We start from the raw sequence: 12627 nt of genomic DNA on the forward strand, positions 1-12627 counted from the left end.
ACAGAAGATGGCGAACCGCCTGCAAGTGATCTACATCGAAGACGACGAGCTCGTGCGCCGCGCGAGCGTGCAGAGCCTGCAGCTCGCGGGCTTCGACGTCATCGGATTCGGTTCGGTCGAGGCGGCCGAGAAGGCGATCGGCGGCGACGCGGCCGGCGTGATCGTGTCCGACATCCGCCTGCCCGGCGCGAGCGGCCTCGATCTGCTCGCGCAGTGCCGCGAACGCACGCCCGACGTGCCCGTCGTGCTCGTCACCGGGCACGGCGACATCTCGATGGCCGTGCAGGCGATGCGCGACGGCGCATACGATTTCATCGAAAAGCCGTTCGCGGCCGAGCGCCTGATCGAGACGGTGCGGCGCGCGCTCGAGCGGCGCGCGCTCGTGCTCGAGAATCACGCGCTGCGGCGCGAGCTCGCGGGGCAGGGCGTCGTCGCGCCGCGGATCATCGGCCGCAGCCCCGCAATCGAGCAGGTGCGGCGGCTGATCGCCAACGTCGCGCCGACTGACGCGTCGGTCCTCATCAACGGCGACACCGGCGCGGGCAAGGAGCTGATCGCGCGCAGCCTGCACGAGCTGTCGCCGCGCCGCGACAAGCCGTTCATCGCGGTCAACTGCGGCGCGCTGCCCGAGCCGATGTTCGAATCCGAAATGTTCGGCTACGAGCCGGGCGCGTTCACCGGCGCGGCAAAGCGCCGTATCGGCAAGCTCGAGTACGCGTCAGGCGGCACGCTGTTCCTCGACGAGATCGAGAGCATGCCGCTCGCGCTGCAGGTGAAGCTGTTGCGCGTGCTGCAGGACGGCGTGCTCGAGCGGCTCGGCTCGAACCAGCCGATCCGCGTGAACTGCCGCGTGGTCGCGGCGGCGAAGGGCGACATGAGCGAGCACGTCGCGGCAGGCACGTTCCGGCGCGACCTGCTGTATCGGCTGAACGTCGTGACGATCGCGCTGCCGCCGCTCGCCGAGCGTCGCGAGGACATCGTGCCCCTCTTCGAGCACTTCATGCTCGACGCGGCGGTGCGCTACGGGCGCCCCGCACCGCTTCTCACCGATCGTCAGCGCGCGAGCCTGATGCAGCGCGACTGGCCGGGCAACGTGCGCGAGCTGCGCAACGCGGCCGACCGCTTCGTGCTCGGCGTGACGGAAGACATCGCCGGCGACGCGGGCGCGCAAGCCGACGAGAGCGCCGAGCAGTCGCTGAAGGAGCGCATCGAGCAATTCGAGCGCGCGGTGATCGCCGAGACGCTGAATCGCACGGGCGGCGCGGTCGCGACGACGGCCGACAAGCTGCACGTCGGCAAGGCGACGCTCTACGAGAAGATGAAGCGCTATGGGCTGAGCGCGAAAGGAGAAACGGACCGCTGATGCGGGCGGGGGCCCGCGTCGAGCGATCCGCGCGGCGCCGCGGTGCAGGGCGCGCTTACGCGCTCGTGTCGAGCGCCTTTTGCAGCAGTTGATCGAGCTCCGCGAACTGCGGCGCGCCGACGTAGCGCTTCAGGATCTTGCCGTCCTTGCCGATCACGAATGTCGTCGGCGTGAGCTGGACGTTGCCGAACTGCTTCGCGACGCTGCCGTCGTCGAGCGCGACCTTGAACGGCAACCGGCGCGTCTGCGCGTAGTTCGCGACGTACATCGGCGGATCGTAGTTCATCGCGACCGCGACGAATTCGAGGCCCTGGCCCTTGAAGCGGTTGTACGTGTCGACCATCTGCGGCATTTCCTGCATGCAGGTCGCGCAGCTCGTCGCCCAGAAGTTGACGAGATAGACCTTGCCCTTCAGATCGGCGGCGGTCGAGACTTTCTGGCCGGACAGCAGCGTGAACGTCGCTTCGGGCGCGCTGGACTTGCCGTTGAACGCGAAATAGCCGGCGACGGCGATCGCGACCGCGGCGAAGGCGATCGCGACGTAGCGCAACGGGCCGGCGCGGCGGCCGGCGGAGGCGGGAGCGGGGCTCATCTGCGGGACCTCTGAATGCGTGGACTTCAGGCGGCGCCGAGTGCGGGCGCCCGATCGATGCGAACGGCGCTCATTGTACCGTCAATCGTGCGTGCGCACCGGCGCCGCGCTGTCGCGCCGAGCGGCGATAATGCAGCTTCGTTCTACGTCCATTGCACCCTTTTTCATGATTCGTGCCGCTCTTCGCTACGCGCGCTTGCTTCGTTTCCGTTCGATTGGCCGGCCTGAGGCGTTCGGCGCGGCGGCGCGGTTACTTCCGTCGGGGGCGACGCGTGGGCGCGTGGGCCGCGCGTCGCCAGGCGTTCGCGCGCGCCGCGCGGCCGTCGTGCTCGGCGCGCTCGGCGCGCTCGTGTCGCTGGCCGCGTGCTCGCCCGCCTATGACTGGCGCACGCTGCACAACGACGCTGGCTACACGATCGACCTGCCGGCCAAGCCGACCGTCGAAGAGCACCCGGTCGCGATCGGCGGCGTGCCGATGAAGATGCGGATGCAGGCGGCGCACGTCGGCGGCGCGGTGTTCGCCGTCGGCACGGTGATGCTGCCGGACGACCGCGACGCGACCCAGCACGCGGCGCTCGACTATCTGCGCACCGGCTTGGCGCGCAATCTGCGCGCGCAGCCGTCCGAACAGGCGGTGCTCGTGCCGCTCGCGGCCGGCGGCCAGACGGCGGGCGTCGAGCTGCGGATGAGCGGGGCGCCTGCCGGCGCATCGGATGCATCCGGCGCGGATCGGCAGGCGGATGGCGCGTCCGGCGCGCGCGCGTCGAAGACGGTGATCGCGAGGCTCGTCGCGCACGGCCGGCACGTGTACGAAGTGATCGTGATTTCCGATGCGCCGCTGGCGTCGGAGCCGCTTGAACAATTTTTCGGCTCGTTAAAACTCGATTGAGCGGGCGATGCGGGATGCATGAGAGCCGGTTCCGGAGTGAAAGTTCCTTCGCAAGAACGGGCGCTAATCGCCGGATTTTGCGGGATTTTTTCGACTATCCACAGACACTGTGGACAACTTTGTTGAAAAGTTCGACGGGCAGTCGGCAAAGGCCCGCCAGAGGGCCTTTCAGTTAGATTGCCCGCAATCTTTGCACTTGCAAAAAATCAATAAAATCAATGCATTGCAAGGGGCGCTTCAAGTGATGGCTGGAACGCGTCGAGATTGGGTGGGATTCGGCCAATTGTGCATAAGTCAAGTCTTGACATGCATCTTTTTGCCGGTCGCTCGAAGGCGACCGGGCTCGAAACCCTTGTGCCGACGCCCGCGGGCGGTGCGGTCGGCCGCGATCCCGCCACCTTCCGATTACTGCACGACGGAGATGTCCGCCCGCCGTTCGTGCTTCGTCAGCGCGGCGTCGATCGCGCCATGCACGGCGGACGGCGTGTCGAGCAGGTAGAAATGCCCGCCGTCGAACGTCTCGCGCCCGATCGGCAGCGTCGACGCGCGCTGCCAGTCCTGCAGCCCGCCCTCGGACAGCACGGTGTCGTGCGCGCCGGCGAAGACCGTGACGGGCACGGGCAACGGCGTGGCCGGCGCGAGCGGAAAGAACGCCTCGACGATCCGGAAGTCGGCCTTCGCGAGTTGCAGCAGCATCGCGCGCAACTCGTCGTGCGCGAAGACTTCGGGCGGCGTGCCGCCGAGCGTCGCGAGGTGCTCGACGATCGCCGCGTCGGGGCGCTGATGGACCGGGAACGCGCGGCGCCGCGACGCGGCGAACGGCGAGTCGGCGCCCGATACGCCGAGCCAGCGCGGCGCACGCCCGAGCTGCGTCATGTCGTGCGCGAAGCAGTACGCGACGAGCGCGCCCATGCTGTGGCCGAAGATCGCATAGTCGGCGGGGAGCGCGGGGGCCAGCTCGCGCAGGTAGTCGCGCAGCGCCGGCAGCGTGTCGAAGGCGGCGTGCTTGAGACTTCTGCCCCGCCCAGGCAGCTCGACGAGCCAGACTTCGACATGCGGCGGAAACGCGACGGCCCACCGGAAGTAGTTCGTTGCGGAGCCGCACGCGTGATGGAACATCAGCAGCCGGTGCCGCGCGTGCTCGCGTCGGTCGGGAATGGTGAGGGTGCCGGGCAGCAGGGCCATGCGCGATCGCTCCAGTGTCGGTCCGTGTCAGGGAAGGCAAGTCTTCGGGCGGTCCACGGCGCCGCGAATGCTCGGGGCGCAGGACGCGAGGCGATGCCCTGTGTCGAAAGCAAGGGCGTCATTGCGCCTACTATATTACGATTCGCCCGCGATTCCCGTTTTCGTTTCGCGGTTCGAATGCTCGGCCGTGTCGTTGTTATTGTCGGCTGCGGTTGCGATGGCCATCGCGCTGAACGTCGGGCGCCGGGCGCTTTCCGTGGGCAGCGCCGCCGTTCTCGGGTAAAAAAACATGGCGATCATCGTCCGTGCCGCCTGTCGCGCCGACTGGCCTGCATTGCGCGCGCTCTATCTGCGCGCGCGCCGCGACACGTTCGTCTGGCTGCCAGCAGACAACTTCGCACTCGACGATTTCGACGCGCACACGCGGGGCGAATCGCTGCTCGTCGCGCAAGCGGAGGGCGAGGGCATCGTCGGCTTCGTGTCGGTGTGGGAGCCGGAGCGCTTCGTCCATCATCTGTACGTCGCGGGATCGAGGCTGCGTGGAGGAATCGGCAGCGCGCTGCTGCGCGCGCTGCCGGGCTGGCCCGCCGAGCGCTACCGGCTCAAGTGTCTCGTGCGGAACGAACGAGCGCTCGCGTTCTATCGCGCGCACGGATTCGTCGAAATCGATTCGGGCGTATCGAAGGACGGCGAATATCGGCTGCTGGAGACACGGGAAGCGGGCGACTGACGGCGCTCGGCCGGGAAGTCGCGAGCGACGGGCGCTTCTGTTCGCGCGCATTCCAGTATCGCGCCGCCGGTCGACACGCGGCGTTCGCGGCACGGCTGCATCGCGCCGATCGCATCGACGCGCGGCTCGTTCTGCCGATGGCGCGCGCCCGCCGGTTCTCTCTCGACCCAGGCCGGTATTCCAGCGGGCGTCAGCTTGGCATTGACGCATCGTTCCATGTCGCCGCTCGCGGTGCGGCGCCACATCGCCCGTCACTCCGCCGCCTTTCCGGGTTCCGCCTCGGCAACCGTCGGCGGATTCTCGGATCAAGGTCCGTTCACGCCGGTGCGAACACCCGTCGGTACCGGATCGCCTCGGCGATATGCGCAGCGCTCGGCGCCTCGTCGCCCGCGAGATCGGCGATCGTCCGCGCGACCTTCAGCACCCGGTAGTACGCCCGCGCCGACCAGCGGAACCGCTCGCCAGCGTCGCGCAGCAGCGTCTCGCCCGCGCTGTCCGGACGGCAGAACGCATCGGTCTCGCGGCCCGTCAGCATGTGGTTGGTCTTGCGCTGCCGCGCGAATTGCCGCCCGCGCGCGAGCGCGACGCGCGCGGCCACGGTCTCGCTCGATTCTCCGGCGGTTGCGGGCCGTTCGGCCAGCTCGGCGGGCGTGAGCGCGGGAATCTCGATCTGGATGTCGATCCGGTCGAGGAGCGGCCCGGACAGCTTGCGCAGATAGCGCGCGGCGATCTCGGGCGAGCAGCGGCAGCGGCCGCCGGGGTCGCCGCGCCAGCCGCACGGGCAGGGATTCATCGCGGCGATCAACTGGCACGCGGCCGGGAAATCCGCCTGCAGCGCGACGCGCGAGATCGTGATGCGGCCCGCTTCGAGCGGCTCGCGCAGCGTCTCGAGCACATGCCGGTCGAATTCCGGCAACTCGTCGAGGAACAGCACGCCCAGGTGCGCGAGCGTGATCTCGCCCGGCTGCGGCGGATTGCGGCCGCCGACGAGCGCGGCCGAGCTCGACGAGTGATGCGGCGCGCGAAACGGGCGCCGCCGCCATTGCGCGAGCGAGAAGCCGGCGCGGCTCGACGACAGGATCGCGGCCGACGTCAGCGCCTCGTCGTCGGTGAGCGGCGGCAAGAGGGCCGGCAGGCGCGCGGCGAGCATCGACTTGCCCGCGCCCGGCGGCCCGATCATCAGCATGTGGTGGCCGCCCGCCGCCGCGACTTCGAGCGCGCGCTTCGCGCTCGTCTGGCCGATCACGTCCGCGAGGTCGAGGGTGGATGCCGCGGGGAGCGCGTCGAGACGGGGCGCGGCGACGGGCGCGAGCCGCCCGTCCGGCGCGTCGGCGAGATGCGCGCACAGCGCGGGCAGATCGGCCGCGCCGTATACCGTCACGCCCGGCACGAGCGCCGCTTCGGCCGCGCTCGGCAGCGGCAGGTAAAGCTCCGCGGCCGCCGCCGTCATCGCCACGGGCGGCGATTCGGCATCCGCGGACGAGCCGCTTTCGTCCGCCTGCTGGCCGCGGGCGGCGCCGCACGCCATCGCGAACGCGCCGCGCATCGGCCGCAGCGCGCCCGTCAGCGACAGTTCGCCCGCGAACTCGCGGCCGTCGAGCGCGCCTGCCGGAAGCTGGCCGCTCGCGGCGAGGATGCCGAGCGCGATCGGCAGATCGAAGCGGCCGGACTCCTTCGGCAAGTCGGCGGGCGCGAGGTTGACGGTGATGCGCCGCACGGGGAATTCGAAGCCGCAGTTCTGCAGTGCGGCGCGCACGCGCTCGCGGCTTTCGCGCACTTCGAGATCGGGCAGCCCGACGATCGAAAACGACGGCAGCCCGTTGGCGAGATGGACTTCGACGGTGACTTCCGGCGCGCGGCCGGCAGCGGGCGCGCGGCTGCGCACCACGGCAAGCGACATGATTCGACTCCGCGTGACCCGGACCGGGCGGCGCGAATCGCGCCGCCCGTGGCGTCCGGAGGATGGTTTCGATGCGCGCTTGCCGGCGTGGCGCGAACTGCGGGGGAAGCCGCTCAGCGAATACGAGCGGCGGCGGACGTCACGACTGGACGTCCGCCAGTTTCTGTTCGAGCTCGGCGACGCGCTTTTCGAGCTCCTCGAGCCGCGCGCGGGTACGCGCGAGCACCTGCGCCTGCGTGTCGAATTCTTCGCGGGTGACGAGGTCGAGCTTCGAGAAGCCTTGCGTGAGCATGGCCTTCACGTTGCGCTCGACATCCTTGACCGGCGAGTTTTTCAGCAGATCGCCGATGCGCGCCTGCAGGTCGTTGAAAACGTCGCTGGGTTGCTTCATGGTGTTCCCCTTCCAGATGCACAAAATTTGTGCAATAGCCGTTGCAGTCGTGCCCACGAATTGCGCATGACCGAAATTGGTGCGCCCGCAGGCCCGTTTTCCGGGCATTCGCCCGCGTGAAGCCGCGTTCGTGATGCGCCGGACGTGCGTGCACTCTAGCAACCTTCCTTTCAGCGCGCCAGCAAACCGGGCCCGCGTTGGCCGTTCGGCCAAGGCGCGCTTGCGTTTACGCAAGCGTGTGCGGATGGCGGAAATCTGCGTGAAAGCCTTTCGAGACCGGCGTGTGCCGATATGGCATGCGAGTTGCTGTAGGTGTTTCGCTACACATTGCAGCAGTGATGGGACAACCACCATAGCGAGAGGACTTCATGAAACTGATTACCGCAATCATCAAGCCGTTCAAGCTCGATGAGACGCGCGAGGCGCTCTCGGCGCTCGGCGTCTCGGGCATCACGGTGACGGAGGTCAAGGGGTTCGGCCGCCAGAAGGGGCATACCGAGCTGTACCGGGGGGCCGAATATGTCGTCGATTTCCTTCCTAAGATGAAGATCGAAGCCGCGGTGTCGGACGACCTCGTCGACCAGGCCGTCGAGGCGATCGAGCGCGCGGCGCGTACGGGGAAGATCGGCGACGGCAAGATCTTCGTCACGTCGATCGAGCAGGTGATTCGGATTCGTACTGGGGAGACGGGCGCTGACGCCCTGTAACAAGAGACACGAGCGATAAGAGGAAAACCAAGATGCGCAAAATCCTGATGTCCCTGTTGATGGCCGGCTCGCTGCTTGCGGGCGGCATCGGCGCCGCGATGGCCGACGACGCTTCGTCGGCTCCCGCCGCCGCATCGGCCGCAACGGCTTCCGACACGTCGGCGAGCGCCGCCGTATCAACGCCGGCCGTATCCACGCCGGCCGCATCCGCGCCGGCCGCATCCGCGCCGGCCGCATCCGCGCCGGCCGATGCCTCCGCGGCCGCTTCGGCCGCCGCGCCGGCCTCGGCCGCCGCCGCGCCTGCCGCGCCGAGCGCGCCGTTCTCGGTCGATTCGTCGAAAATCAACTCGGGCGACACCGCGTGGATGCTCACGTCGACCGCGCTCGTGCTGTTCATGACGATCCCGGGCCTTGCGCTTTTCTATGGCGGCATGGTCCGCAAGAAGAACGTGCTCGCGACCGTGATGCAGAGCTTCGCGATCACCGCGCTGATCACGGTCCTCTGGACGGTGGTCGGCTACAGCCTCGCGTTCACGCCGGGCAGCGGCTTCATCGGCGGCTTCTCGCGCGTGTTCCTGTCCGGGATGAACTACATCCACGGCGACAAGGCGACGACGCTCACCGTCAGCCACCTCGCGCCGACGATCCCGGAATCGGTCTATTTCGTCTATCAGATGACGTTCGCGATCATCACGCCGGCCCTCATCTGCGGCGCGTTCGCCGACCGGATGAAGTTCTCGGCGATGCTCGTCTTCATGACGCTCTGGTCGCTGATCGTCTACGTGCCGATCGCGCACATGGTCTGGGAGCCGACGGGCTGGTTGTCGTCTGACGGCGTGCTCGACTTCGCGGGCGGCACGGTCGTGCACATCAACGCCGGTATCGCGGGCCTCATGTCGTGCCTCGTGCTCGGCAAGCGCGTCGGCTACGGCCGCGAAGCGATGGCGCCGCACAACCTCGTGCTGACGCTGATCGGCGGCTCGATGCTGTGGGTCGGCTGGTTCGGCTTCAACGCGGGCTCCGCGGTCGCCGCGGACGGCCGCGCCGGCTTCGCGATGCTCACGACGCAAGTCGCCACCGCGTGCGCGGCGCTCGGCTGGATGTTCGCCGAGTGGATCGCGAAGGGTAAGCCTTCGGTGCTCGGCATCGTGTCGGGCGCGGTCGCGGGCCTCGTCGCGATCACGCCGGCTGCCGGCTTCGTCGGCGTCGCGGGCGCGCTCGTGATCGGCATCGCGGCGGGCGTCGTCTGCTTCTGGTCGGCGACGTGGCTCAAGTCGAAGCTCGGCTACGACGATTCGCTCGACGCGTTCGGCGTGCACGGCGTGGGCGGCATGCTCGGCGCGCTCCTGACGGGCGTTTTCGCGGTCAAGGACATCGGCGGCGCCGACGGCAGCCTGCTGCTGCAGGCGAAGGGCGTGCTGATCACGCTCGTCTACAGCGGCGTCGTCAGCTTCGTGCTGCTGAAGGTGATCGACCTCGTGATCGGCCTGCGCGTGACGGAAGAAGAAGAGCGCGAAGGCCTCGACGTGATCCTGCATGGCGAGCACGTCGAATAACAGGATTCAATCCCCGAATCCAGGGGGCGAAGTGCTTGCACGCTTCGCCGCCCGCAGAATGAGCGCAGCGATTTCGACCCGCCCTCCAGGCGGGTTTTTTTTCGCGCGCTCGCGGCCCGCCGGGCGGCGCACCGGGCGTCGCGCGCAAGGCGTCGGAAACCTCGCTCGCGACACCTCGCCGGATACCGCGCGACACTCGCGCAACAGCCGGGCGACGCCTTCGCAACACCCGCCGGAAGCCCGCGCCCGGAGCGGGCCGCACGCGATAACCCTGTGGGCTATCGGGTCAATAGCGACAAACATGCGGTAAATCCTTGCGATACCGGGAACAATCCCCAAATGCGACGGGCAATTGCTCTACAATCTTTTTTCTCCCGTCCGCGAGTCACACATGGTTCCCCATCTCGTTACGGCGTTAAACGGCCCGCTGCTCGAGCTCGAGCGGAAGATCCTCGACGCCACGCCCGCGATCGAACGCTGGTTCAGGCTCGAATGGCAGGAACACACGCCGCCGTTCTACTGTTCGGTCGATCTGCGCAACGCGGGCTTCAAGCTCGCGCCCGTCGACGCGAACCTGTTCCCGGGCGCGTTCAACAACCTGCCGCCCGAAGTGCTGCCGCTCGCCGTGCAGGCGGCGATGGCCGCGATCGAGAAGATCTGCCCGGACGCGAAGAATCTGCTCGTGATCCCCGAGCTGCCGACGCGCAACGCGTTCTATCTCGAGAACGTCGCGCGCCTCGCGATGATCATGCGCCAGGCGGGCCTGAACGTGCGCTTCGGCTCGCTCGATCCGGGCATCGTCGACGTCACGCCGATCACGCTCGCCGACGGCCAGAAGATCGTGCTCGAGCCGCTCGAGCGCACGCCGCGCCGCCTCGGCCTGAAGAATTTCGATCCGTGCTCGATCCTGCTGAACAACGATCTGTCGGCGGGCATTCCGGGCATGCTGGAAAACCTGCACGAGCAGTATCTGCTGCCGCCGCTGCACGCCGGCTGGGCGGTGCGCCGCAAGTCGACGCATTTCTCGTGCTACGACGACGTCGCGAAGAAGTTCGCGAAGATGGTGGGCGTCGATCCGTGGATGCTGAATCCGTATTTCTCGCACGTCGAAGGCGTCGACTGGCACGCGAGCAACGGCGGCGAGGCGCTCGCCGAAGCGATCGACGCGGTGCTCAAGAAGATCACGCGCAAGTATCGCGAATACGGGATCGGCGAGAAGCCGTACGTCGTCGTGAAGGCGGACGCCGGCACGGCGGGGCGCGGCGTGATGACGGTGCACGACGCGTCCGAGATCGGCCGGATGACGAAGCACGAGCGCGCGCAGATGGCCGAATCGAAGGCGGGCGTGCCGGTGCGCGACGTGATCGTGCAGGAAGGCGTCTACACGTTCGAGCGGATCGGCGACGAGGTGGCCGAGCCCGTCGTCTACATGATCGACCGCTACGTGGTGGGCGGGTTCTACCGCACACACGGCGCGCGCGAGCGCGACCAGAATCTGAATGCGCCCGGCATGCATTACGTGCCGCTCGGCTTCGAGCACACGGCGCTGCCGGATACGCACGCGAAGCCCGGCGCGGCGCCGCCGAACCGCTTCTACATGTATGGCGTCGTCGCACGGCTCGGGCTGCTCGCGTCGTCGGTCGAGCTCGAGAAGACCGACCCGGAAGCGATCCAGGTGTGACGCGCTCCTTCCAGTATCAGGATTCGCATGGACATTCTCTTTATCGCCGACCCGCTCGAGCGCTTCAAGATCTACAAGGACTCGACCTACGCGATGATGGCCGAGGCGGCGCGGCGCGGGCACGCGGTGTACGCGTGCGAGCCGAACCAGCTTGCGTGGACGGGCGCGGGCGTCGAGGCCGACGTGCGCCGCGTGGCGATCGTCGGCGACACGGCTGATCTGCACCGCGATCGCTGGTACGAGGCGGCGGCGCGCGAGTCGCGCGCGCTGCCGTCGTTCGGCGCGATCCTGATGCGCAAGGATCCGCCGTTCGACATGGAGTACGTGACGTCGACGTGGCTGCTCGAGCTCGCCGAGCGCGCGGGCGCGCGCGTGTTCAACAAGCCGCAGACGATCCGCGACCATTCGGAGAAGCTCGCGATCGGCGAGTTCGCGCAGTTCGTCGCGCCGTCGCTCGTCACGCGCGACGCGGCGCGGCTGCGCGCGTTCCACGCCGAGCACGGCGACGTGATCCTCAAGCCGCTCGACGGCATGGGCGGGATGGGCGTGTTCCGCGTGAAGGCGGACGGCATGAACCTCGGCTCGATCATCGAGATGCTGAGCCACGACGGCGCGCGCTCGGTGATGGTGCAGAAGTTCATCCCGGAGATCAAAGCTGGCGACAAGCGGATTCTGCTGATCGACGGCGAGCCGGTGCCGTACTCGCTTGCGCGGATTCCGCAGGGCAACGAGGTGCGCGGCAATCTGGCGGCGGGCGGCGTCGGCGTCGCGCAGCCGCTCACCGGGCGCGACCGCGAGATCGCGACGGCGCTCGGCGCGGCGCTCGCGGCGCGCGGCTTGCTGCTCGTCGGTCTCGACGTGATCGGCGACTGGCTGACCGAGGTGAACGTCACGAGCCCGACTTGCTTTCGCGAAATCATGGAGCAGACTGGATTCGACGTCGCCGGCATGTTCGTCGACGCATTGGAGCGCGCGGTCGACTGATGCGCGCACGGCCCGGCGGCGGCTTGCGCAGGCCCCCGCCGCCGGATCGGTCCGCCCGGCCCGGCAAGCCCGGCCGGACAGGCTCGACTGGCCTGCTACAATGCCCGTTCGCCCGGCACGGTTTTCCGTGCGTCAGGCCCGGCGGTCGGGCCGAACACGTTGCAAGGCTGACATGGCAGGCATTCTCATCATCGCGCATGCGCCGCTCGCTACCGCTTTGCGGGACTGCATCGCGCACATCTACGGCGGCGTGCCCGCGCGGATCGGTTGCATCGACGTGCAGGCCGAGAACGATCCGGCCCAGGTGATGGCGTTCGCGCATGCGGAGCTCGCGCGCCTGAAGGAAGAAAACGGCGCGCTCGTGCTGACCGACATGTACGGCGCGACGCCCGCGAACATCGCGGGGCAGCTCGCGAAGGTCGAAGGCGTTCGCGTGCTCGCGGGCGTCAATCTGCCGATGCTCGTGCGCGCCGTCTGCTATCGGACGACGCCGCTCGATACGCTCGTCGACAAGGCGCTCGCCGGCTCGACGAAGGGCATCCACGAGATCGCGGCGGGCACGCCGCCGCCGCATCCGAGCGCGCTCGGGTGCGGCGAGTGCGCGCCGATTCCGCCCGAGCCGAAGGCGCAGACGCAACCGCATTGAGCC

13 protein-coding genes are annotated in these 12627 nt (G+C 68.5%); 8 read left to right on the top strand and 5 right to left on the bottom strand.

The window, feature by feature from the left end; translation table 11 throughout:
- Positions 1-7 precede the first annotated feature (7 nt).
- Entirely contained in the window at positions 8-1363 is a 1356-nt protein-coding gene (locus WS92_RS13180) for a sigma-54-dependent transcriptional regulator (RefSeq protein ID WP_006024398.1), read from the top strand.
- A gap of 55 nt (positions 1364-1418) precedes the next feature.
- On the opposite strand, the gene WS92_RS13185 is transcribed toward WS92_RS13180, so the two are convergent.
- Positions 1419-1955 carry a peroxiredoxin family protein gene (locus WS92_RS13185; protein ID WP_015602162.1) on the bottom strand — a complete coding sequence of 179 codons (537 nt, stop codon included), beginning with the start codon at positions 1953-1955 and terminating at the stop codon, positions 1419-1421.
- A gap of 73 nt (positions 1956-2028) precedes the next feature.
- Between WS92_RS13185 and WS92_RS13190 the strand changes: the two genes are divergently transcribed.
- The gene (locus tag WS92_RS13190; protein WP_059932666.1) at positions 2029-2844 is read left to right on the top strand and encodes a hypothetical protein; all 816 of its coding nucleotides are present in this window, start codon (positions 2029-2031) and stop codon (positions 2842-2844) included.
- A gap of 405 nt (positions 2845-3249) precedes the next feature.
- Here WS92_RS13190 and WS92_RS13195 read toward each other — a convergent pair whose 3' ends face one another.
- Together WS92_RS13195 and WS92_RS35790 are read right to left on the bottom strand one after the other, a co-directional pair.
- A complete protein-coding gene (locus WS92_RS13195; RefSeq protein WP_059932664.1) occupies positions 3250-4029 on the bottom strand; it encodes a thioesterase II family protein in 780 nt (259 codons plus the stop codon).
- A 135-nt stretch (positions 4030-4164) separates the two neighbouring features.
- Positions 4165-4329, bottom strand: coding sequence for a hypothetical protein (locus WS92_RS35790; protein ID WP_156443003.1), 165 nt, complete (start codon positions 4327-4329; stop codon positions 4165-4167).
- Between WS92_RS35790 and WS92_RS13200 the strand changes: the two genes are divergently transcribed.
- Positions 4319-4759 (top strand): GNAT family N-acetyltransferase, encoded by a 441-nt coding sequence (locus WS92_RS13200; RefSeq protein WP_059932662.1) that lies wholly within the window; start codon positions 4319-4321, stop codon positions 4757-4759. The genes WS92_RS35790 and WS92_RS13200 overlap by 11 nt on opposite strands.
- Positions 4760-5075: 316 nt before the next feature.
- Here the strand turns inward: WS92_RS13200 and WS92_RS13205 are convergent, their stop codons facing one another.
- Both WS92_RS13205 and WS92_RS13210 read right to left on the bottom strand, forming a co-directional pair.
- Positions 5076-6659, bottom strand: a complete 1584-nt coding sequence (locus WS92_RS13205; RefSeq protein WP_059932660.1) for a YifB family Mg chelatase-like AAA ATPase — start codon at positions 6657-6659, stop codon at positions 5076-5078.
- Positions 6660-6798: 139 nt separating this feature from the next.
- A complete protein-coding gene (locus tag WS92_RS13210) occupies positions 6799-7050 on the bottom strand; it encodes an accessory factor UbiK family protein (protein WP_006024405.1) in 252 nt (83 codons plus the stop codon).
- A gap of 368 nt (positions 7051-7418) precedes the next feature.
- On the opposite strand from WS92_RS13210, the gene WS92_RS13215 reads away from it, so the two are divergent.
- From WS92_RS13215 to WS92_RS13235, 5 genes are all read left to right on the top strand, one after another.
- The gene (locus tag WS92_RS13215) at positions 7419-7757 is read left to right on the top strand and encodes a P-II family nitrogen regulator (protein WP_004198020.1); all 339 of its coding nucleotides are present in this window, start codon (positions 7419-7421) and stop codon (positions 7755-7757) included.
- 32 nt (positions 7758-7789) lie between these two features.
- On the top strand, positions 7790-9313 hold the full coding sequence (locus WS92_RS13220; protein WP_061083858.1) for an ammonium transporter: 1524 nt from the start codon (positions 7790-7792) through the stop codon (positions 9311-9313).
- A gap of 391 nt (positions 9314-9704) precedes the next feature.
- Positions 9705-10994 carry a glutamate--cysteine ligase gene (gshA, locus tag WS92_RS13225; protein ID WP_006024408.1) on the top strand — a complete coding sequence of 430 codons (1290 nt, stop codon included), beginning with the start codon at positions 9705-9707 and terminating at the stop codon, positions 10992-10994.
- 27 nt (positions 10995-11021) lie between these two features.
- Complete coding sequence (gene gshB / locus WS92_RS13230; protein WP_015601505.1) at positions 11022-11978, top strand: glutathione synthase; 957 nt, start codon at positions 11022-11024, stop codon at positions 11976-11978.
- 172 nt (positions 11979-12150) lie between these two features.
- The gene (locus tag WS92_RS13235; RefSeq protein ID WP_006024410.1) at positions 12151-12624 is read left to right on the top strand and encodes a PTS sugar transporter subunit IIA; all 474 of its coding nucleotides are present in this window, start codon (positions 12151-12153) and stop codon (positions 12622-12624) included.
- Positions 12625-12627: the final 3 nt, after the last annotated feature.

Origin of the sequence: Burkholderia sp. MSMB1588 (assembly GCF_001546925.1) — a bacterium.
Classification (GTDB): Bacteria; Pseudomonadota; Gammaproteobacteria; order Burkholderiales; family Burkholderiaceae; genus Burkholderia; species Burkholderia humptydooensis.